The organism is Jannaschia maritima, from assembly GCF_030973515.1.
Classification (GTDB): domain Bacteria; phylum Pseudomonadota; class Alphaproteobacteria; order Rhodobacterales; family Rhodobacteraceae; genus Jannaschia; species Jannaschia maritima.
In genome coordinates this window covers 1-21270 of sequence record NZ_JARGZA010000030.1, presented here as the reverse complement: position 1 = coordinate 21270, position 21270 = coordinate 1, and the positions used below count along the sequence as shown (strand labels likewise).

Sequence of the window (21270 nt, the reverse complement as noted above, 5' to 3'; positions counted from 1 at the left end):
CCCCGACGACCTGGAGATCAAGATCCTCGAGCTGCGCGAGATCACGGGCTGGGAGAAGCCGATCTACGTCAAGGTGGGCGGCGCGCGGCCCTATTTCGACACGACGCTCGCGGTGAAGGCGGGCGCCGACGTCGTCGTGCTGGACGGGATGCAGGGCGGCACGGCGGCCACGCAGGACGTGTTCATCGAACACGTGGGCCAACCCATCCTCGCATGCATCCGCGAAGCGGTGCGCGCCCTGCAGGATCTGGACATGCACCGCGAGGTGCAGTTGATCGTGTCGGGCGGCATCCGGCATGGCGCCGACGTGGCCAAGTGCATGGCGCTCGGCGCGGATGCCGTGGCCATCGGCACCGGCGCCCTGATCGCGCTGGGGGACAACGACCCCCGGTGGGAGGCGGAGTACAACGCGCTTGGTACGACCGCGGGCGCCTACGACGACTGGCACGAGGGCAACGACCCCGCCGGCATCACCACCCAGGACCCGGAGCTGATGGCGCGCTTCGACCCCCTGGAAGGGGGGCGGCGGCTGAACAACTACCTGAAGGTCATGACCCTGGAGGCGCAGACCATCGCGCGCGCCTGCGGCAAGAACCATCTCCACAACCTGGAGCCGGAGGACCTGTGCGCCCTGACCATGGAGGCCGCGGCCATGGCGAAGATCCCCCTGGCGGGCACGGATTGGTATCCCGGCAAGCCGGGCACGACCTACTGACACGACACGAAGGGCCGGGCCGTCATGGCGCCGGCCCTTTCGACGGGACCGACAGGGAAGAGCCGATGACCACCGACCTCGCAAAGTTCGCCGGCAAGAACGGCGTCAAGTACTTCATGATCTCGTTCACCGACCTGTTCGGCGGCCAGCGGGCCAAGCTCGTGCCCGCGCAGGCCATCGCGGAGATGCAGGCGGACGGCGCGGGCTTCGCGGGCTTCGCCACCTGGCTGGACATGACGCCGGCCCACCCCGACATGCTGGCCGTCCCCGACCCGTCGTCGGTCATCCAGCTGCCCTGGAAGCCAGAGGTCGCCTGGGTCGCGGCCAATTGCGTCATGGAGGGCGAGGACGTGGCCCAGGCCCCCCGCAACGTCCTGCGCCGCCTGGTGGACGAGGCCGCGGCCGAAGGCATGCACGTCAAGACGGGGATCGAGGCCGAATACTTCCTGCTGACCCCCGACGGCAGCCGCATCAGCGACGAGTACGACACTGCGGAGAAGCCCTGCTACGACCAGCAGGCCGTGATGCGCCGCTACGACGTGGTGCGCGAGATCTGCGACTACATGCTCGACCTGGGCTGGGGACCCTATCAGAACGACCACGAGGACGCGAACGGCCAGTTCGAGATGAACTGGGCGTTCGACGACGCGCTGCGGACGGCCGACAAGCATTCCTTCTTCAAGTTCATGACCAAGTCCGTGGCCGAGGCGCACGGCTTCCGCGCGACCTTCATGCCCAAGCCCGTCGAGGGGCTGACCGGCAACGGCTGCCACGCCCATATCAGCGTCTGGGACGCGCCGGGCGACGCGGCCGGGACCAACGTCTTCGCCATCGACCCGGCGCCCGGCAGCCAGACGTCCGAGCTGGGCCTGTCCGACAAGGGCCGGGCCTTCCTCGGCGGCATCATGAAGCATGCCAGCGCGCTGGCCGCAATCACGAACCCCACGGTGAACAGCTACAAGCGGATCAACGCGCCGCGCACCACGTCGGGGGCCACCTGGGCGCCCAACACGGTGACCTGGACCGGCAACAACCGCACCCACATGGTGCGCGTGCCCGGCCCCGGCCGGTTCGAGCTTCGCCTTCCCGACGGCGCCGCGAACCCGTACCTGCTCCAGGCCGTCATCATCGCCGCGGGCCTGTCCGGCGTCCGCACGAACGCCGACCCGGGCAAGCGCCACGACATCGACATGTACGCCGACGGCCACAAGGTCCGCGACGCACCCAAGCTGCCCCTGAACATGCTGGACGCCGTGCGTGCCTACGAGAAGGACCGCGTCCTCGCCTCCACGATGGGGGACGAGTTCTCCCGCTCCTACGTGAAGATGAAGAAGGGGGAATGGGACAGCTACGTCTCCCACTTCTCCCAATGGGAAAAGGACAACACGCTGGACATCTAAGCCCCGGCGACCGGGGACACGCGACGACGACGGGGGAACGACCATGACCAAGAAACGCATCGCCGTGCTGGGCGCCGGGCCTTCCGGTTTGGCGCAGCTGCGCGCCTTCCAGTCCGCCGCCGCGCAGGGCGCGGACGTCCCCGACGTCGTCTGCTACGAGAAGCAGGCCGATTGGGGCGGGCTGTGGAACTATACCTGGCGCACCGGGGTCGATCAGTACGGCGAGCCGGTGCACGGCTCGATGTATCGCTACCTCTGGTCCAACGGCCCCAAGGAAGGGCTGGAATTCGCGGACTATACGTTCGAGGAGCACTTCGGGAAGCAGATCGCCAGCTATCCGCCCCGGGCGGTCCTGTTCGACTATATCGAAGGGCGGGTGGAGAAGGCGGGCGTGCGCGACTGGATCCGGTTCGAGACGGCGGTCAAGCACGTCGAGTACGACGACGCGGCGGGACTGTTCCACGTCACCGTCCGCGACCTGCCGTCGGGGGCCCAGACCACGGAGGCGTTCGACCACGTCATCTGCGCGACCGGCCATTTCAGCACGCCCAACGTCCCGCAATTCGACGGGTTCGAATCGTTCCCCGGCCGCATCCTGCACGCCCACGACTTCCGCGACGCGGTGGAGTTCGAGGGGCAGGACATCCTGATCGTGGGCACCAGCTATTCGGCGGAGGACATCGGCTCGCAGTGCTGGAAGTACGGCGCCAGGTCGATCACCGTCAGCCACCGCACCGCCGCGATGGGGTACGACTGGCCGGACAACTGGGCCGAGGTGCCCCTGCTGACCGGGGTGGAGGGGCGGACGGCGCACTTCAAGGACGGCACCAGCCGGGACGTGGACGCCATCGTCCTGTGCACGGGGTACCAGCACCACTTCCCGTTCATGGCCGACGACCTCCGGCTTCGGACGGCGAACCGGCTCGCGACCGCGATGCTCTACAAGGGGGTGTGCTTCGTGCCCAACCCCAAGCTGTTCTACCTGGGCATGCAGGACCAGTGGTTCACCTTCAACATGTTCGACGCCCAGGCGTGGTGGGTGCGCGACGTGATCATGGGCCGCATCGCCCTGCCCGATCGCGCGGCGATGGAGGCCGACGTCGAGGACCGGGTCGCGCGCGAGGATGCGGGCGAGACCGACTACGACGCGATCTGGTACCAGGGCGATTACGTCAAGGAGTTGATCGCGGAGACGGACTATCCGGACTTCGACGTCGAAGGGGCCTGCCAGGCGTTCAAGGAATGGAAGGGCCACAAGAAGCAGGGCATCATGACGTTCCGCGACAACGGCTATCGGTCCGTGATGACCGGGACCATGGCGCCGAAGCACCACACGCCCTGGAAGGACGCGATGGACGACAGCCTGGAGGCGTACCTCCGGAACTGACCCGGGATCCGGTTCGGGGCATCGGTTCGGTGGTGGTGTCCTATGCCCGAACGCGGGGCGAACGGGGACCGTTTGCATCGAATCCGACGCATCGGGATTTCTTCCAGCGGGATGAGGGGGTTGCGCGGGTGCGGTGCATTCGATGCATCCCCAGTCGCGTCAGATCGTCCCATGCACCCCCCGTACACCCCCCGTACACCCCCCGTGCATACGGGGCGGCATACGGCCCCCCCGGCGCGGGGGGGGGCTTGCCGCGCGGTGGCGTTCGATGCATGGCCGCGCTTCGGCAGACGCTGCGCGGCCGCCCTTCGTCGTCCGTCCCCGGCCCCCGGGCGGCGGCGGCGCCGCAGCGGCCGGCCCGATCAGGACCGGGGCCGCGTCTTCTGGGGGTCGTACGCCGCCAGATCCGCGCGCACCGTCGCGGGCAGGCGCTTCTGGTGGCCGTCGAGCTTTCCGACCTCCAGCGCCGTCCCCGCATCGGCATAGGTCACGTCGACCCGCGCCATCGCGATCTGGCGTCCCAGCAGCGGCGAGCGCATGGCGGACGTCACCTCGCCCACCTGCGCGCGCCCGACATGGATGCAATCCCCGTGCCCGACCTCGACGTTCGCGTGGATGTCCAGGCCGACCAGCCTGTGCGTCGGGTGTTCCTTCCTGCGGATCAGCGCGTCCCGCCCGACGAAGTCGTCGGGCTTCGACTTCAGCGGCACGGTGAACCCGATCCCGGCCTCGAACGGATCCGTGCGGTCCGAGAAGTCGTAGCCCGCGAAGATCAGCCCCGCCTCGATGCGGACCATATCCAGCGCCTCCAACCCCATGGGCTTGATCCCGTGGCCCTGGCCCGCCGTCCAGACGGCATCGAACACCTCGTCCGCGCGCCCGGGATGGCAGAAGATCTCGTATCCGAGCTCGCCGGTATAGCCGGTGCGCGACACGACGATCGGCGTTCCGGCCTCGCCCCCGATCCGGGCGGGGGTGAAGCGGAACCAGCCCAATTCGTCCAGTCGCGGCTGGTGCGGCGCGGTCCAGACGATTTCGCGCAACAGGTCGCGGCTCGTCGGTCCCTGCACGGCGACGTTGTGCTGCATGTCGGTGGACGACCGGACCATGACCTTCAGGCCCAGCGCCTCCGCCTGCTCGCGCATCCATTCGCCGCCGTAATCGGTCCCGCCGATCCAACGGAAGTTGTCGCGGCCCAGGCGGAACACGGTCCCGTCGTCGACCATGCCGCCATGGGGATAGCACATCGCCGTATAGACCACGCCGCCCACGGGCAGCTTGGCGACGTTCCGGGTGAACACCCACTGGCACAGGGCTTCGGCGTCCGGGCCCGTCACCTCGAACTTGCGCAGGGGCGACAGGTCCAGCACCACGCAGGCCTCGCGACACGCGCGGTACTCGTCGAGCGGCCCCGCCTGCGCGAAGCAGTTGGCCAGCCAATAGCCGTTGTATTCGACGAAGTTGCGGGTGTGCTGCGCGAACTTCGCGTGGAAGCCGGTCTCTTTGGTCATCTTCGGCTCCGAGTCGGGCGTGGCGCGGAAGGCGATGGAACGCCCGAAATCCTCCCCCCCGTCATAGGTGCGGACGTGGATGTCGGTGGGGTCCCATCCGTTCGCCGCCGACGTGTCGTCCGGACAGGCGGAGGACACGCAGACCAGATCCGTCAGCGCCCGCAGCAGCACGTAGTCGCCGGGCCGCGACCACGGCTCGTCGGCCACGAGGACGCCGTGGGCGTCGATGGCCGTGTTGAAGAAGAAGTTGACCGCCATCCAGCCCGGCCGCGCCGCGACCCCGCGATCCGACAGCGCGGCGTTGAAGTTGTCGGTGCAGTTGACGTGCCCCGGATAGCCCAGGTCGTCGTAGTACTTCGCGGCGCAGGCCATGGCGAAGGCGTCGTGCCGCCCGCACGTGTCCTGCACGACCTCCACCAGGGGCAGGAAGTCCTGATCGTAGTACTTCGCGTGCAGCCCCGGCATGGGATAGGCATGGCCCATCAGCGTGCGCGTCGTCGTCACGTCCAGCGCATGCTCGACGCCCCGGTCCAGCTTGCGCGCGGCGAAGCACTGGAAGTCCGTGCATTGCCGCCCGTCGACGTCCTGGATCTGGATGTAGTCGCCCGCCTTCACGAAATAGCTGCGCGCGGTCGCCGAATGGATGCGGATGTCGTCCACCGGGTCGGCCAGGGGGTCCGGCAGGGCGAAGCGGCGGGGCCGCATCACCGTGGCGCGCCTGATCGTGACCGCGAGCGGCGAGGCGGTGTCCTGCGCTTCGAAGTCCATGGCTCCGGTGGGATGGGGCGCGGCGATCACGGCGACGCCGTCCGACTGCGCCGTGAAGGCCTGTTCGGTGCCCGCCGGCGTCGTGCCTTCGAACAGTCGGATGGCGCGCAGGGCGGCCGGGTCCATGCCGCGGGCCTGCAACCCCATCCGAAGGCCGCGCAGGGACCGGTCCGGACCGGCCAGCAGGCGGCGCAGGCCATCGGCCGGACCATCGGCGGACCGATCCAGCAGGTCGATCGCGCGTCCGTCCGGGTCGGCGACGACGATCTCGCAGGGTTGGCGGCCCTCGACGTTCGACACGGTCAGGACGTCGCCCGCTTCCAGCCGCAGGAGGACCGCGCCGCAACCCTGCACCTCGTACCGTTCCGTGCCAGGCGGCAGGGACAGGGCCGCAGCCTCGTGGATGCGGCTGGGACGGGGCGGGCCGGAGACCGTCGGATATTCGTCGAGCATCGCCCCCTCCCCCGGGATGGCATTCCGCGAGTTTGCATCAGCGGAATAAAAGTTGCATCCAAAGAATATGCCGGTCCCGCCGATCGGGCAACCCGAGACCGCATCGGAGCACCCCCATGGCCAGCCTGACGTTCGGCTTGGTGGCCGCCTTCGCGTGGGGTCTGCACGACCTGTGCGTGCGGCAGGTCAGCCAGAAGACCGGCATCTTCGCGTCCCTGGTGGCGGTCCTGACGACGGGACTCCTGTTGGCCGTGCCCGTCGGCCTGTGGTCGGCGGAGGCACCGGGGCGGGCGGATGCCTATACGCTGGCCATCGTGTCGGGCGTGCTGTTCGGGCTGGCGGGGATCGCGCATTACAAGGCGTTCTCCATCGGCCCCGTCCGGTTGGTGGCACCGATCATCGGGGCCTATCCGATCCTGTCGGTCGCCTGGGCCGCCACGACGGGCGGCGGCATCGCGGTCTGGGACTGGCTGGCCGTCTTCGTGGTGATCGCGGGCGTGGGCTATGTCGCGGCCAGCGCGGACGACGGCACGGACGGCGCGTCGCGGGGACAGGCGGTCGGGTGGTCGGTCGCTGCGGGCACGCTGTTCGCGGCCACCTTCGCCATCGGTCAGGCCGCAAGCAGCGAAGGGGGCGAACTGGCCCTTCAGGCCCCCACCCGCCTGGCCGCGCTGGCGGTCGTGGTGGCCGTGGGCCTGGCCCTGCGGGTGCGCATGATCCCGGGCCGGGCGATGGTCCCGCTGCTGGCGCTGATGGGCACGCTGGACGCCATCGCGCTGGCCAGCGTCACCGGCGCGGGCGCGTTCGAGAACCCGGAATACGCCGCCGTGGCGGCATCGACCTTCGGGCTGGTGACCGTGGTGCTGGCGGCCCTGTTCCTGCGGGAGCGGCTGAAGCCGCTGCATTGGGGCGCGGTGGTGGTGGTGTTCGGGGCGATCGCGTCGCTGGGGTTGTGAGCGAAGCGTCCTGGGCTTGACCCGGGACCGTGATCGGCCCGTTGCCACTGTCCCGTGATGTGGATGGCGGCCCCGGGTCAGGCCCGGGGCGCGGTGTCGTATCCGTGCGGGAGGTCCCCGGGTCGAGCCCGGGGATGACCCGTACCTGTCTTACGCCGTCAGGCCCTCGGGGGCATCCAACCCGTGCGCGCGGCAGCAGGCAGTCAGGGCGTTGGCCAGCAGGCAGGCGATGGTCATGGGACCGACGCCGCCCGGGACCGGCGTGATGGCGCCCGCCACCCCGGCGGCTTGCGCGAAGTCCACGTCCCCCGTCAGCCGGGTCTTGCCGGGCTTGTCGGGATGCGGCTGGCGTGTGATGCCCACGTCGATCACGGTCGCCCCCGGCTTGATCCAATCGCCCTTCACCATCCCGGCCCGTCCCACGGCGGCCACGAGGATGTCGGCACGGCGGCAGACGGCCGCCAGATCCCGCGTGCGGGAATGGGCCACGGTGACGGTGCAGTTCTCGCGCAGCAGCAGTTGCGCCATGGGCTTGCCGAACAGGTTGGACCGCCCGATCACGACGGCGTCCAGGCCGGTCATGTCGCCCAGGCGGTCCCGCAGCAGCATCAGGCAGCCCAGCGGCGTGCAGCTGACCAGGGCGTCGCCCCCCGTCGCCAGAAGGCCCGCATTGACCACGCTGAGGCCGTCGACGTCCTTGCCCGGGTCGATGCGCGCCACCGTGCGGCGTTCGTCCAGGTGGTCGGGGACGGGGAACTGGCACAGGATGCCGTGGACCGCCGGATCGGCGTTCAGCCGGTCGATCAGGGCGAACAGCTCCCCCTCCGGGACGTCGGCGGGCAGGCGATGCTCGAACGAGGTCATGCCGACCTCCAGGGTGGCCTTGTGCTTGTGGCCGACATAGACCTCTGACGCCGGATCCGCGCCGACCAGGACGACGGCGAGGCCCGGGGTGACGCCGTGGTCGGCCTTCAGGCGGGCGACGTGGTCCGCGACCTGGCCGCGGATGCGGGCGGCGAAGGCCTTGCCGTCGATCACGGCGGCGCCGTTCGGCCCCTCCGCCCCGGGCGGGGTGACGGTGCGCGATGCGCCCTGGACGTCGGCCATCAGAACAGCCCCACGACCTGTCCGTCCTCGTTCAGGCCGATCGTCTCGGCCGCGGGGGTCCGGGGCAGGCCGGGCATCGTCATGATCTCACCGCACACGGCCACCACGAAGCCCGCGCCAGCGGAGAGCCGAACCTCGCGGATGGGGACGGAATGGCCCGTCGGCGCGCCCCGCAGCGCGGGGTCGGTCGAGAAGGAATACTGCGTCTTGGCCATGCAGACCGGCAGCTTGCCGTAGCCCTGCTCCTCCCAAAGCTTGAGCTGGTCGCGAATCTTCTTGTCGGCCAGGACCTCGTCCGCGCGGTAGATGCGCTTGGCGATGGTCTCGATCTTGGTCATCAGGGACAGGTCGTCGCCATAGAGCGGCGCGAAGTTGGCGACGCCGCTGTCCGCGATCTCCGCGACGCGGGTGGCCAGGGCCTCCGCGCCCTTGCCGCCGTCGGCCCAGTGCCGCGACACGATCGCCTCCGATCCCTGGGTGGCGACGTAGTCCTGCACCGCCTGCACCTCCGCGTCGGCGTCGCCGGAGAAATGGTTGACCGCGACCACGACGGGAACGCCGAAGGACTTCAGGTTCTCGATGTGGCGGCCGAGGTTCGCGCAGCCTTTCCGCACGGCGTCCACGTCCTGCACGCCCAGGTCGCCCTTGGCCACGCCGCCGTTCATCTTCATCGCGCGCACCGTGGCGACGAGCACCACCGCGGACGGCCGCAGGCCCGCCAGGCGGCATTTGATGTTCATGAACTTCTCGGCGCCCAGATCCGCGCCGAAGCCGGCCTCCGTCACGACGTAGTCCGCCAGCTTCAGCGCGGTCTTGGTGGCGATGACCGAGTTGCAGCCATGCGCGATGTTGGCGAACGGGCCGCCGTGGACGAAGGCGGGGTTGTTCTCGAGCGTCTGCACGAGGTTGGGCTGCATCGCGTCCTTCAGGAGCACCGTCATCGCGCCGTCCGCCTTGATGTCGCGGCAGAAGACGGGCGTCCGGTCGCGGCGGTAGGCGACGATCATGTCGCCCAGGCGGCGTTGCAGGTCGGACAGGTCGCGCGCGAGGCACAGGCAGGCCATGACCTCCGAGGCGACCGTGATGTCGAAGCCGCCCTCGCGCGGGAACCCGTTCGCCACGCCGCCCAGCGACAGGGTGACGTTGCGCAGGGCGCGGTCGTTCATGTCTACCACGCGGCGCCATTGCACGCGGCGGACGTCGATCTCCAACTCGTTGCCCCAATAGACGTGGTTGTCGATCATCGCGGACAGGAGCGAGTGGGCCGAGGTGATGGCGTGGAAGTCGCCGGTGAAGTGGAGGTTCATCTCCTCCATCGGGACGATCTGCGCGTAGCCGCCGCCCGCGGCCCCGCCCTTCATGCCGAAGTTGGGGCCCAGCGACGCCTCGCGGATGCAGATCATGGCCTTCCGGCCGATGGCGTTCAGCCCGTCGCCCAGGCCCACCGTCGTGGTGGTCTTGCCCTCTCCCGCCGGCGTCGGGTTCACCGCCGTGACGAGGATGAGCTTGCCGTCGGGCCGCCCCTCCAGCCCGTCGATGAAGGTCTGCCCGACCTTCGCCTTGTCGTGGCCGTAGGGCAGGAGGTCGGCCTCCGGGATGCCCAGGGCCTCGCCGATCTCGCGGATGGGCTTCTTGGTCGCGGCGCGCGCGATCTCGATGTCGGTGGTCATGGCGCGCGTCTCACTCCGCTGCGTGGGTTTGGGGGTCGGCCGCGTCGGCGGCCGCTTCGACGCGCACGGCGGCGAACTTGAACTCCGGGATCTTGCCGTAGGGGTCGATCGCCGGATTGGTCAGGATGTTGGCCGCCGCCTCGACGTAGGCGAAGGGCAGGAACACCATGTCGGGGGCCACGGCGCGGTCGGCGCGGGCCAGGCAGGTGACGGCCCCGCGGCGCGTGGTCAGCCGCACCTGGCCGCCCGGCTCGACGCCCAGGCGGCGCAGGGTGGACGGATGGAGCGAGCAGTTGGCCTCCGGCTCGACGGCGTCGAGCACGCGCGAGCGCCGGGTCATGGTGCCGGTGTGCCAATGCTCCAGCTGCCGGCCCGTGGTCAGGACCATGGGGTACGCGGCGTCCGGCTGCTCGTCCGGCGGGACGATCGAGGCGGGCGTGAACCGCGCCCGGCCCCCGTCCCGCGGGAAGCCGTCCCCGAACACGATGGGCTGGCCCGGATCGTCGGGGGACAGGCTGGGATAGGTGACCGCCCCTTCGGTGGCCAGGCGGTCCCAGGTGATGTTCGCCAGGCTCGGCATCAGCGCGGCCATCTCGGCGAAGACCTCGCGCGGGTGGTCGTAGCGCCAGTCCAGCCCGCAGGCGCGCGCCAGGTCCACCACGATGCGCCAATCCTCGCGCGCCTGGCCCGGAGGCGGCAGCGCGGGGCGTCCCATCTGGACCTGGCGGTTGGTGTTGGTCACGGTGCCCGCCTTCTCGAAGAAGGCCGAAGCCGGCAGGATCACGTCGGCGAACATCGCCGTCTCGGTCATGAAGATGTCCTGCACAACCAGGTGGTCCAGCATCGCCAGGGCCGCGCGGGCATGGGTCAGGTCGGGGTCCGACATGGCCGGGTTCTCGCCCAGCACGTACATCGCGCGGATGTCGCCGGCATGGACCGCGTCCATGATCTCGGTCACGGTCAGGCCCTTCTCAGCCAGGACCTCCGTCCCGCCCCAGGCGTCGCGGTAACGCCCCCGCACGTCGTCCGACAGGACGCTGGCATAGTCGGGCAGGAACATCGGGACCAGCCCCGCGTCGCTGGCCCCCTGCACGTTGTTCTGCCCCCGCAGCGGGTGCAGCCCCGTGCCGGGCCGCCCCACATGCCCGCACATCAGCGCGAGCGATATGAGGCAGCGGGAATTGTCGGTCCCGTGGACGTGCTGGCTGATCCCCATGCCCCAGAAGATCATGCCCGCCCGGCCGCCGGCGAAGGCGCGGGCGACGGCGCGGATCCGTTCGGCGGGGATGCCGGTCAGCGCCTCCACCCCCTCGGGCGCGAACCCCGCGAGGTGGGCCTCCTGCTCGGCCCAGTTCTCGGTGAAGCCGGCGACGTACTGCCGGTCAACCAGCCCCTCGTCGACGATCACGTGCATGATCGCGTTCAGGAGCGCCACGTCCGCGCCGGGGCGGAACTGCAGCATGTGGGTGGCGTGGCGCTTCAGGGCCTGGCCGCGCGGGTCCATCACGATCAGCGTGCCGCCGCGTGCCGCGAACTGCTTGAGGTAGGTCGCCGCGACGGGATGGTTCTCGACCGGGTTCGCGCCGATGACGATGGCGACGTCCGCGTTCTCGATCTCGTTGAAGGTCGCCGTGACGGCGCCCGAGCCGACGTTCTCCAGCAGCGCGGCGACGCTGGAGGCGTGACAGAGCCGGGTGCAGTGATCGACGTTGTTGTGCCCGAAGCCCTGGCGGATGAACTTCTGGAACAGGTACGCCTCCTCGTTGGTGCACTTGGCCGACCCGAAGCCCGCGACCTGCCGGCCCCGTCCGCGCAGGCCGCGGGCCGCGACCCCCAGCGCCTCCTCCCACGTAGCCTCGCGGAAGTGGGTGAGGGGGTCCGAGGGGTCGACGTTCAAGCCCTTCGCCGGCGCGTCGTCGCGGCGGATCAGGGGCTTCGTCAACCGCGCGGGGTGGTGGACGTAGTCGAAGCCGAACCGCCCCTTCACGCAGAGACGGCCCTCGTTCGCGGGACCGTCGATGCCGTCGACGCGGACGATGCGGTCCCCGCGGGTCTTCAGGCTGACCTGGCAGCCGACGCCGCAGAAGGGGCAGACGGTCTTCGTTTCCGCGTCCCAGTCGTCGCCACCGCCACGCTGCGCGGCGTCCACCATGGTCGTTTCCACCAGCGCGCCCGTGGGGCAGGCCTGCACGCATTCGCCGCAGGCCACGCAGGTGCTGTCGCCCATCGGATCGGCGAAGTCGAACGTGGGATAGCTGTCGTGCCCGCGCCCCGACATGCCGATCACGTCGTTGACCTGCACCTCGCGGCAGGCACGCACGCACAGGCCGCACTGGATGCAGGCGTCCAGGTTCACGCGCATCGCGACGTGGCTGTCGTCCAGCAACGGCACGCGGTCCTTCGCCGGCAAGCGCCCGGCGGACCGACCCGCCGCGTCGGCCACGTCCCAGAACCGGCCGTCGCGGTCGTGCGCCTCCGCCTTCGCCGGTTGGTCGGCCAGCAGCATCTCGACCACGGTGTCGCGGGCGTTCCGGGCCCGGTCGGTGTCCGTGCGCACGACCATGCCGTCCACGACCTCGCGGATGCAGCTGGCCGCCAGGACGCGCTCGCCCTCCACCTCGACCATGCAGGCGCGGCAGTTGCCGTCCGGGCGGTAGCCGGGCGCGGGCTTGTGGCACAGGTGCGGGATCGTCAGGCCGCGGCCATGCGCGGCCTCCCAGATCGTCGTCCCCTGCGGGACCGTGACGGACGCGCCGTCCAGCGTCAGGGTGACCGTCGCGATGTCCAGGGTGTCCTTCATTGCCGCGCCTCCCGCAGACCGGACAGGATCAGGCTGCCCCCCATGACGCCGAAGGCCGCGGCGAACGCCCCCTCGACCCATCGCGCGAACCGCACGTAGGTGCGGCCCGCCAGCCCCGTCGAGAAGAGCCACGCATAGGTGCCGTAGACGGCGAAGCCCGACAGGGCGCCGACGGGACCGAAGGCGAGCACCTGCACGGAGCCGAGCCCCTGGCCGAACAGGAACGTGGCCACCGCCGCCCACATCAGCACGGCCTTGGGGTTCGTCAGCACCACCAGCAGCCCGCGCCGGAAGGCCGCTCCGTCCGTCAGGGCGCCGTGGTCGGGCCGGATGGCGGCGGACCGGCCCCGCCACGTGGCGCGCGCCGCCCGCAGCCCCAGGAACAGAAGATAGCCCCCGCCCACCAGCTTCATCGCCAGGAGCGACAGGGGAAAGGCCGCGACCAGGGCGCCCAGGCCGAAGGTGGTGCCCAGGGACCAGACCAGCATGCCCGCGGCGATGCCCGCGACGACCATGGTGGCCGGCCGCCGCCCTTCGGCCAGCGCCACGGACGCGACGGCGACCAGGTTCGGGCCAGGGGAGGCCTGCGCCGCGAGGACGCCCAGCCAGGTAAGGACGAACGCCTCGATCATGTCCGTCCCTCCAGGGCCTGGTCGGTGGGATAGTTGCCGGGCGAGGGCGCGTCCGCGAAGCCGGGGCCGAAATGCTTCAGCGTCAGGCGGATGGCGTTCGGCGCGGCCTGGCCCAGCCCGCAGATGCTGGCGTCGGCCATCACGTCGCAAAGATCGGACAGCGTGTCCGCGTCCCAGACGTCGCGCTCCATCAGCTTGACGGCCTTGCCGCAGCCGACGCGGCAGGGTGTGCATTGCCCGCAGGATTCGGATTCGAAGAAGCGCAGCATGTTCAGGGCGGCGGCCCGCGGGCTGTCACGGTCCGACAGCACCACGACGGCCGCCGATCCGATGAACGTCCCGTGCGCCTGCAGCGTGTCGAAGTCCAAGGGCACGTCGTCCAGCGATGCGGGCAGCAGCCCCGACGACGGCCCCCCGGGCTGATACGCCGCGAACGTGTGTCCGTCGGCCATGCCGCCCGCCGCGTCGATGACGTCCGCGATCGTGGAGCCCGCGGGCAGGACGTGGACCCCCGGATCCCTCACGCGTCCCGATACGGAATAGGATCGCAGGCCCCGGCGCCCGTTGCGTTCGTGCGCCGACAGGACCTGCGGCCCCTCGCGCACGACCCGGGCGATCCAGTGCAGGGTCTCGACGTTGTGGACCAGCGTGGGCCGTCCGAAGATCCCCACCTGCGCGACATAGGGCGGCCGGTGGCGGGGCAGGCCGCGCTTGCCCTCGATCGACTCGATCATCGCGGATTCCTCGCCGCAGATGTAGGCGCCCGCGCCGCGCCGCAGCTCCACGTACCCGGGCGCGATAAGGTCCGCCTCCTCCAGCGCGGCGATCTCGCGGCGCAGGATCTCCAGCACGGCGGGGTACTCGTCGCGCATGTAAAGGTACACGCGCTCGGCCTCCACCGCCCAGGCGGCGATCAACATGCCTTCGAGGAACAGGTGCGGTTCGCGTTCGAGGTAGTGGCGGTCCTTGAACGTGCCCGGCTCCCCCTCGTCGCCGTTCACGGCCATCAGGCGGGGGCCGGGATTGGCCCGGACGAAGCCCCACTTCTTGCCCGACGGAAAGCCGGCCCCGCCCAGGCCCCGCAGGCCGGACGCGGCGACCGCGTCCTGGACCGCGGCCCAGTCCCCGTCCGCGCGCAGGCGCACCAGTTCCGCGTAGCCGCCGTCCCCGCGATAGGCGTTTAGCGTCTGATAGTCCGGGATCGTCGGGTGGACGTGGCCCGCGCTCGCGGCGTCCAGCACGGCCTGCGGCGTGGCGCGATCGACATGGGCATGACCGACCTCCGCCACGGGGGCGGTGTCGCAACGACCCATGCAGGGCGCGCGGACCACCCGCACGGCATCCGGGTCCGTCCCGTCCCGCAGCGCCGCGATCAGCGCCTGCGCGCCCGCCATCTCGCACGACAGGCTGTCGCAGACCCGGATGGTCAGCGCGGGGGGGACGGGGTCGTCTTCCCGCAGGGGGTCGAAATGGTCGTAGAAGGTCGCGACCTCCCACACCGCGGCCATGGGCAGCCGCAGCTCCTCCGCCAGGGCGCGCAGGTGGCGGGCGGAGAGGTGGCCGTGGGCATCCTGCACCAGATGCAGGAACTCGATCAGGAGGTCCCGGCGGCGGGGACAGTCGCCCAGAAGCGCGCGGACCTCCGCGAGGGCATCGTCGTCGTACTGACGCCCCTTGGGGGCGGTACGTCCGCGGCGCCGTCCGCCGCGTGGCGCGTCGGGTTGCCTGCCGTCGAGCATGTCCGTCCCTCCCCTTCACCCTGGTTCAACAAATATTCATGTTGGGCAAAACGAAGCAACCGGAAAGTCACCCCGCCGTCGGTCGATGCGCCGGACCCGACGGTTGCACGACGTCCGTGCACCCGCCCCCGGCAGGCGGACGCTAGACGCCGGGGCGTGCCGCGGTGGCGATAATTCGACGCCCACCCTCCCGATCGCGACGGCGGAGCGCGATCACTCCCTGGCGTAGGCGTCCTCCAGGCGGACGATGTCGTCCTCGCCGAGATAGGTGCCGGTCTGGACCTCGATCAGGACCATGTCGACCTTGCCCGGATTCTCCATCCGGTGGACGGCGCCCAGGGGTATGTACACCGACTGGTTCTCGCTGATCAGCCGGACGTCGTCGTCCACGGTGACCTTCGCCGTGCCCTGGACCACGATCCAATGCTCCGACCGGTGGTGGTGGGACTGCAGGCTGAGCTGCGCGCCCGGATGGACGACGATCCGCTTCACCTGGAACCGCTGGCCCACCACCAGGGATTCGTAATGCCCCCAGGGCCGATAATCGACGGCATGCTGGTCGGCCTGGGGGAGGCCTTCGGCCTTCATCCGCGACACGGCCAGCTTGACGTCCTGCACGCGGTTGCGGTCCGCGACCAGGATCGCGTCGCGCATGGCGACGCAGACGACGTCGGTCAGGCCCACCCCCACCAGGACGCGGTTGTCCCCCTCCACCCGCAGGAGGCTGCCTTCGCAATCGATGGCGGTGACGTCGCCGCGCGTGATCGTGCCGCCCTGCGCATCGGCCCCACCGCTTTCGCGCCAGATGGCCTGCCAGTCGCCCAGATCGGACCAGCGACCGGCGAAGGGCACCACCGACAGGTTGTCGGCCCGCTCCATCACCGCATGGTCGACCGAGATGTCGGTCGCGCCCGCCCAAGCTTCGGCGTCCAGACGCTGGAACCCCAGATCCCCCTTCGCGGCGTCGACGGCGCGGGACACGGGGTCCAGCAGCTCGGGGGCATGCGCGCGGACCGCATCGACGAAGGCGCTGGCGCGGAACAGGAAGATGCCCGCGTTCCACAGGTGCCCGCCCCCGTCCACCATGGCGGCGGCCCGCTCGACGTCGGGCTTCTCGACGAAGCCCCGCAAGGGTTGGGGGCCGTCCGGCTGGTCCGGATCGGACAGTTTCAGGTAGCCGTACCCCGTCTCCGGGCGGTCGGGGCGGATGCCGAAGGTGACCAGGCGTCCGTCGCGTGCGGCCCCGACCCCCTGCCCCACCGCGGCGCGGAAGGCCGCGTCGTCGGGGATCGCGTGATCGGAGGGCAGCACCAGCATCAGGGCGTCCGGGTCGCGGGCGGCGATCAGGAGCGCGGCGGCCAGCACGGCGGGGGCCGTGTTGCGGGCGGCGGGCTCGACCAGCACGGCTTCGGGCGACACGCCGGCCTCGTCCAGCTGCTCCAGCACGACGAAGCGGTAATCCTCGCCCGTGACCACGACCGGCGCGCGCAGGCCGTCGCCCTGCACCCGCGCCAGGCTGGCCTGGAACAGCGTGGTGTCCCCCATCAGCGCGGCAAACTGCTTCGGGCGGGACTTGCGCGACAGGGGCCACAGCCGCGTGCCCGAACCGCCGCACAGGATCACCGGATGGACGTCGGACAGGCTGGGCGGGGCGTCGGCGGGGCTCATGCGGGGACTCCATCTTGTCTGTTCGCCAGGACGGCCGTGGCGGGTGATGGCGAGGTTAGGACGCCGGTGTCAACGGTCGGTGAACGTCCGCCCCTTGCGCAGGTCGTCGAAGGCCCGCAGCGCGGCGATCAGATCGCCCATGCGGTCCACGGGAATCATGTTCGGACCGTCCGACGGGGCGTTGTCGGGATCCTGGTGCGTTTCGATGAACAGGCCGGACACGCCCACGGCGCAGGCCGCGCGCGCCAGCACGGGCGCGTATTCCCGCTGCCCGCCCGACGTCGCGCCCTGCCCGCCGGGCTGCTGCACCGAATGGGTCGCGTCGAAGACCACCGGATGGCCCGTCGCCTCCATCACCGGCAGGCCGCGGAAGTCGCTGACCAACGTGTTGTAGCCGAACGACGTGCCGCGATCGCACAGCAGAATGCGCTCGTTGCCCGTGCTGGCGATCTTGGCGGCGACGTTGGCCATGTCCCAGGGCGCCAGGAACTGCCCCTTCTTGACGTTGATCGCGGCCCCCGTCTCGCCCGCCGCCAGCAGGAGGTCGGTCTGGCGTGACAGGAAGGCGGGGATCTGGATCACCTCGCAGACCTCCGCCGCCGGCGCGCAATGGTCGGGCAGGTGCACGTCCGTCAGCACGGGGCAGCCGAACTCCGACCGGATGGCGTCCAGCACGCGCAGCCCCTCCTGCATCCCCAGGCCGCGGGTGGAGGACAGCGACGAGCGGTTGGCCTTGTCGTAGCTCGCCTTGAACAACCAGCGCGTTCCGGTCGGCGCGCAGGCCTCGGCGATGCGCTCGGCCATCATCCGGGCGTGGTCCAGGCCTTCCAGCTGGCAGGGGCCGGTGATCAGCGCGAACGGCTCCATGCCGCCCACGGGGATGCCGCCGACGTCGATGACCCGGGACGCGATGGCGTCCATCACGACCCCTCCTCCACCAGGACGGCCTCGATGCGGGACACGTCCTCGGGGTTGTTCAGCTCCCAGAAGGTACGGCCCCGCGCGTCCACCTCGACGCAGGCGACGTGGACCCCGTGCTCTACGAAGCGCAGCTGCTCCAGCCCTTCCACCCGTTCGAGGTCGGATTCGGGCCAGTCGACATAGGCGCGCAGCGCCTCCGGGGTATAGGCGTAGCATCCGACATGGTGGAACACGGGGATGTCGGCCTCCGGCACCCTGGCGGGGTCGATGTAGGGGATCACCTCCTTGGAGAAATAGAGCGCCCGGTTCAGATCGTCGAACACCGCCGTGGTGCCGCCGACGCGGCCCGCCTGCCTGTCCTCGCGCAGCATGGCATAGGTGCGCCCGTCGCAGCGCAGGACGGGCGTCGCCATGTCGGCCCCGCCCCGCGCCATGCGGTCGATCAGATCGGTGACGAACCAGGGCGGCGTCAGGGGCGCGTCGCCCTGAAGGTTGACGATCAGATCCGCGTCGATGCCCGCGGAAGCCTCCGCGCAGCGTTCGGTGCCGTTGCGGGCCTCGGGCGAGGTCATCAGCACGGACGCCCCGAACCCGCGGGCGTGGTCCGCGATGCGGTCGTCGTCGGTCGCGACGTGCACGGCATCCACCCGCTCGATGGCCACCGCCGCCTCCCAGGTCATCCGGATCAGCGACTTCGTGGACCCGTCGGCCTGCCGGAGCGGGACCAAGGGCTTTCCAGGATATCGGCTCGACTGGAAGCGGGCGGGTATGACGATGGCTGTCTTCATGGGTCTTCCTTCAGGCCACGCCGGCGCGCAGGAGGTCCAGCAGGCGGACGACGCCCACGGGGGCGTCGCCGTCGCGGACGATCAACGCCGTGATCCGGCGCTCGTTCATCACGGCCAGCGCGCGCGCGGCCAGCATGTCGGGGCTCGCCGTGACGGGGTCGCGCGTGGCCACGGCGCCCGCGGTCCGCTCCATCAGCCCCGCCATGTTGCGCCGCAGGTCGCCGTCCGTGACGATCCCCGCCAGCGCGCCGGCCCCATCCACCACGACGGCCAGCCCGAACCCGCCCGACGTCATCGCCAGCAGCACGTCCGCCATCGGCGCGTCGGAGGCCACCGCGGGCACGTCGCGGTGCATCAGGTCGCCCACCCGCGCCATCTGCGCGCCCAGGCGTCCGCCGGGATGGAACACCTTGAAGTCCTCCGCCCGGAACCCGCGGCCGCGCAGCAGTGCGACGGCCAGCGCGTCCCCCAGCGCCAGCGTCATGGTCGTGCTCGTCGTGGGCACCATGCCCAGGCCGCACGCCTCCGGGGCGGGGGGCAGGATCAGGGGGATGTCGGCGGCGCGGCCCAGCGCGCTATCGGGGCGGGACGATATGGCCAGCAATGGGATCCCGAACCGCCGCGTATAAGCGATGACGTCGCCCAGCTCCGCGTTGCCGCCGGAATTGCTGGCGATCAGGACCGCGTCGCCGGATGCGATCATGCCCAGGTCGCCGTGGCTGGCCTCCGACGGGTGCAGGAACAGCGCGGGCGTGCCGGTGGAGGCCAGGGTCGCCGCGATCTTGCGCGCGACGTGGCCAGATTTTCCGATGCCCGACGTCACCACCCGGCCCGACAGTCCGGCGATCAGCGCGACCGCGTCCGCGAACCCGTCCGGCATCGCATCCGCCATGGCGTGCAGCGCCGCGGCTTCGGTCCGCAGGACGTCCCGTCCGGTCTCCAAGGCGTCGGTCATCCGAGGCGTCTAGGCTCCGAGGCGCGCGCGCGCAACGTCAGTCCAGCAGGCGGGACAGGTACGCGCCGTACTCGTTCTTGGCGAACAGGTCCGCGCGCGCGCGCAGACCGTCCCGGTCGATCCACCCCTTCAGGAACGCGATCTCGTCCGGACAACCCGATTGCAGGCCCTGCCGCGCGGTCAGCGTCCGGACGAAGTTGCCCGCGTCCAGCAGGCTGGCATGCGTGCCCGTGTCGAGCCAGGCGAAGCCCCGGCCCATCCGCTCGACGCGCAGCGCCCCTTCGGCCAGATAGCTTTCCAGCAGCGTCGTGATCTCCAGCTCGCCGCGGTCGGACGGCCGGACCCGCGCGGCCCGGTCCGGCGCGGTCCCGTCCAGGAAGTAGAGGCCCGTCACCGCATAGCTCGACGGCGGCACCTTCGGCTTCTCGATGATCTGCGTGGCGGTGCCGTCCGCGTCGAAGCCCAGGACGCCGTATCGTTCGGGATCCGCCACGTGATAGCCGAATACCGTGCCCCCGTCCGCGGGCACGGCGGCCAGCATCCCGGGCAGGTTCGCGCCGTAGAAGATGTTGTCCCCCAGGACCATCGCCGAAGGCGCGCCGTCCAGGAAGTCGCGCGCCAGCAGATAGGCCTGCGCCAGACCGTCCGGGCTGGGCTGCTCGATGAAGGTGAACCGCAGGCCCCATTGCGTGCCGTCGCCCAGCGTGCGCCGGAACTGGGCCGCGTCCTCCGGCGTGGTGATGACCACGATGTCGCGGATGCCCGCCAGCATCAGCGTGCTGATCGGATAGTAGATCATCGGCTTGTCGTAGACCGGCAGGAGCTGCTTCGACACGCCCAGCGTGATCGGATAGAGCCGCGTGCCGGAGCCGCCGGCCAGGACGATCCCCTTCCGGTTCATCGCAGATCCTCCAGGATACGGGTCAGGCCGCCGCGCCAGTCGGGTCGCGCGATCCCGAAGGCGGCCCGCGTGGCCGAACAGTCCAGCCGCGAGTTCAAGGGGCGCGCCGCGGGGGTCGGATAGTCCGCGGTCGGAATGTCCGTCACGCGACAATCCAGCCCCGCCGCATCGAAGACGGCGCGCGCGAAGTCCGCCCAGCTGACGTCGGGGGTCCCGGCATAATGGTACGTCCCCGCCAGCACGGGATCGCGCGACAGCGCATCCGCGATCAGCACGCAGGTGCCTGCGATGTCGCGCGCGGGCGTGGGGCCGCCGACCTGGTCCGCGACGATCGACAGCGCGTCCCGTTCGGCCCCCAGCCGCAGCATCGTCTTGACGAAGTTGGACCCGTGCGCCGACACCACCCAGGACGTGCGCAGCACCACATGCGCCCCGCCCGCGTCGCGGACCGCGTCCTCGCCCGCCAGCTTCGAGCGGCCATAGGCGTTGACCGGGTCCACCGGGTCGTACGGCTCCCACGGGGCTTCCCCCTCCCCGTCGAACACGTAGTCGGTGGAAAGGTGGACGAACGGGATGCGAAGGTCGGCGCAGGCCCGCGCCATGGCGCCAGGGGCGTCCCCGTTGATCCGGGTCGCCAGCGCCTCCTCGTTCTCGGCGCGGTCCACGGCGGTATAGGCGGCCGCGTTCACGACGGCCGCCGGCGCGCGGTCGCGGATCGCGGCGGCGCAGGTGTCCGGGTCCGACAGGTCCATCGCGTCGCGCCCGACGACCGTGACCCCCAGGCGCGCCAGCTCGGCGCCGACCTGTCCGCCCGCGCCCGTGGCCAGGATCCGGGCCGCGTTCACGACCCGACCCCCAACCGTTCGCCGACGCCCGTGCGGTCCAGCAGGGGACGCCAC

16 protein-coding genes are annotated in these 21270 nt (G+C 70.8%); 4 read left to right on the top strand and 12 right to left on the bottom strand.

Annotation, left to right across the window (positions count from 1 at the left end; all coding sequences use genetic code 11):
* The 3 genes from P0084_RS17925 to P0084_RS17915 all read left to right on the top strand — a co-directional run.
* Positions 1-715: FMN-binding glutamate synthase family protein (locus P0084_RS17925; protein ID WP_308918260.1), on the top strand; the 715-nt coding region annotated here is incomplete at its 5' end.
* A 65-nt stretch (positions 716-780) separates the two neighbouring features.
* On the top strand, positions 781-2115 hold the full coding sequence (glnT, locus tag P0084_RS17920) for a type III glutamate--ammonia ligase (protein ID WP_308918259.1): 1335 nt from the start codon (positions 781-783) through the stop codon (positions 2113-2115).
* Positions 2116-2158: 43 nt separating this feature from the next.
* Positions 2159-3502: an NAD(P)/FAD-dependent oxidoreductase gene (locus tag P0084_RS17915; protein ID WP_308918258.1), complete on the top strand. Its 1344-nt coding sequence runs from the start codon at positions 2159-2161 to the stop codon at positions 3500-3502.
* Positions 3503-3864: 362 nt separating this feature from the next.
* Here the strand turns inward: P0084_RS17915 and P0084_RS17910 are convergent, their stop codons facing one another.
* On the bottom strand, positions 3865-6234 hold the full coding sequence (locus tag P0084_RS17910) for a DUF1989 domain-containing protein (RefSeq protein ID WP_308918257.1): 2370 nt from the start codon (positions 6232-6234) through the stop codon (positions 3865-3867).
* Positions 6235-6350: 116 nt separating this feature from the next.
* Here P0084_RS17910 and P0084_RS17905 point away from each other — a divergent pair, with 116 nt between their 5' ends.
* Positions 6351-7190, top strand: a complete 840-nt coding sequence (locus P0084_RS17905; protein WP_308918256.1) for a DMT family transporter — start codon at positions 6351-6353, stop codon at positions 7188-7190.
* A gap of 150 nt (positions 7191-7340) precedes the next feature.
* Here the strand turns inward: P0084_RS17905 and folD are convergent, their stop codons facing one another.
* From folD to rfbD, 11 genes are all read right to left on the bottom strand, one after another.
* The gene (folD, locus tag P0084_RS17900; protein ID WP_308918255.1) at positions 7341-8297 is read right to left on the bottom strand and encodes a bifunctional methylenetetrahydrofolate dehydrogenase/methenyltetrahydrofolate cyclohydrolase FolD; all 957 of its coding nucleotides are present in this window, start codon (positions 8295-8297) and stop codon (positions 7341-7343) included.
* Complete coding sequence (locus P0084_RS17895) at positions 8297-9967, bottom strand: formate--tetrahydrofolate ligase (protein ID WP_308918254.1); 1671 nt, start codon at positions 9965-9967, stop codon at positions 8297-8299. The genes folD and P0084_RS17895 overlap by 1 nt, the downstream gene beginning before the upstream one ends.
* Before the next feature lie 10 nt (positions 9968-9977).
* A complete protein-coding gene (fdhF, locus tag P0084_RS17890; protein ID WP_308918253.1) occupies positions 9978-12767 on the bottom strand; it encodes a formate dehydrogenase subunit alpha in 2790 nt (929 codons plus the stop codon).
* Positions 12764-13399 (bottom strand): LysE family translocator, encoded by a 636-nt coding sequence (locus tag P0084_RS17885; protein WP_308918252.1) that lies wholly within the window; start codon positions 13397-13399, stop codon positions 12764-12766. The genes fdhF and P0084_RS17885 overlap by 4 nt, the downstream gene beginning before the upstream one ends.
* Positions 13396-15138, bottom strand: coding sequence for an NAD(P)H-dependent oxidoreductase subunit E (locus P0084_RS17880; RefSeq protein WP_308918251.1), 1743 nt, complete (start codon positions 15136-15138; stop codon positions 13396-13398). Before P0084_RS17880 ends, P0084_RS17885 begins: the two co-directional genes overlap by 4 nt.
* 213 nt (positions 15139-15351) lie before the next feature.
* A complete protein-coding gene (locus P0084_RS17875; RefSeq protein ID WP_308918250.1) occupies positions 15352-16806 on the bottom strand; it encodes a mannose-1-phosphate guanylyltransferase/mannose-6-phosphate isomerase in 1455 nt (484 codons plus the stop codon).
* Positions 16807-16875: 69 nt separating this feature from the next.
* The gene (kdsA, locus tag P0084_RS17870; protein WP_308918249.1) at positions 16876-17727 is read right to left on the bottom strand and encodes a 3-deoxy-8-phosphooctulonate synthase; all 852 of its coding nucleotides are present in this window, start codon (positions 17725-17727) and stop codon (positions 16876-16878) included.
* The gene (locus P0084_RS17865; protein WP_308918248.1) at positions 17727-18515 is read right to left on the bottom strand and encodes a 3-deoxy-manno-octulosonate cytidylyltransferase; all 789 of its coding nucleotides are present in this window, start codon (positions 18513-18515) and stop codon (positions 17727-17729) included. Before P0084_RS17865 ends, kdsA begins: the two co-directional genes overlap by 1 nt.
* A gap of 10 nt (positions 18516-18525) precedes the next feature.
* Positions 18526-19470 carry a KpsF/GutQ family sugar-phosphate isomerase gene (locus tag P0084_RS17860; protein WP_308918247.1) on the bottom strand — a complete coding sequence of 315 codons (945 nt, stop codon included), beginning with the start codon at positions 19468-19470 and terminating at the stop codon, positions 18526-18528.
* Positions 19471-19507: 37 nt separating this feature from the next.
* On the bottom strand, positions 19508-20371 hold the full coding sequence (gene rfbA / locus P0084_RS17855; protein ID WP_308918246.1) for a glucose-1-phosphate thymidylyltransferase RfbA: 864 nt from the start codon (positions 20369-20371) through the stop codon (positions 19508-19510).
* Positions 20368-21216, bottom strand: coding sequence for a dTDP-4-dehydrorhamnose reductase (gene rfbD, locus P0084_RS17850; RefSeq protein ID WP_374213706.1), 849 nt, complete (start codon positions 21214-21216; stop codon positions 20368-20370). Before rfbD ends, rfbA begins: the two co-directional genes overlap by 4 nt.
* Positions 21217-21270: the final 54 nt, after the last annotated feature.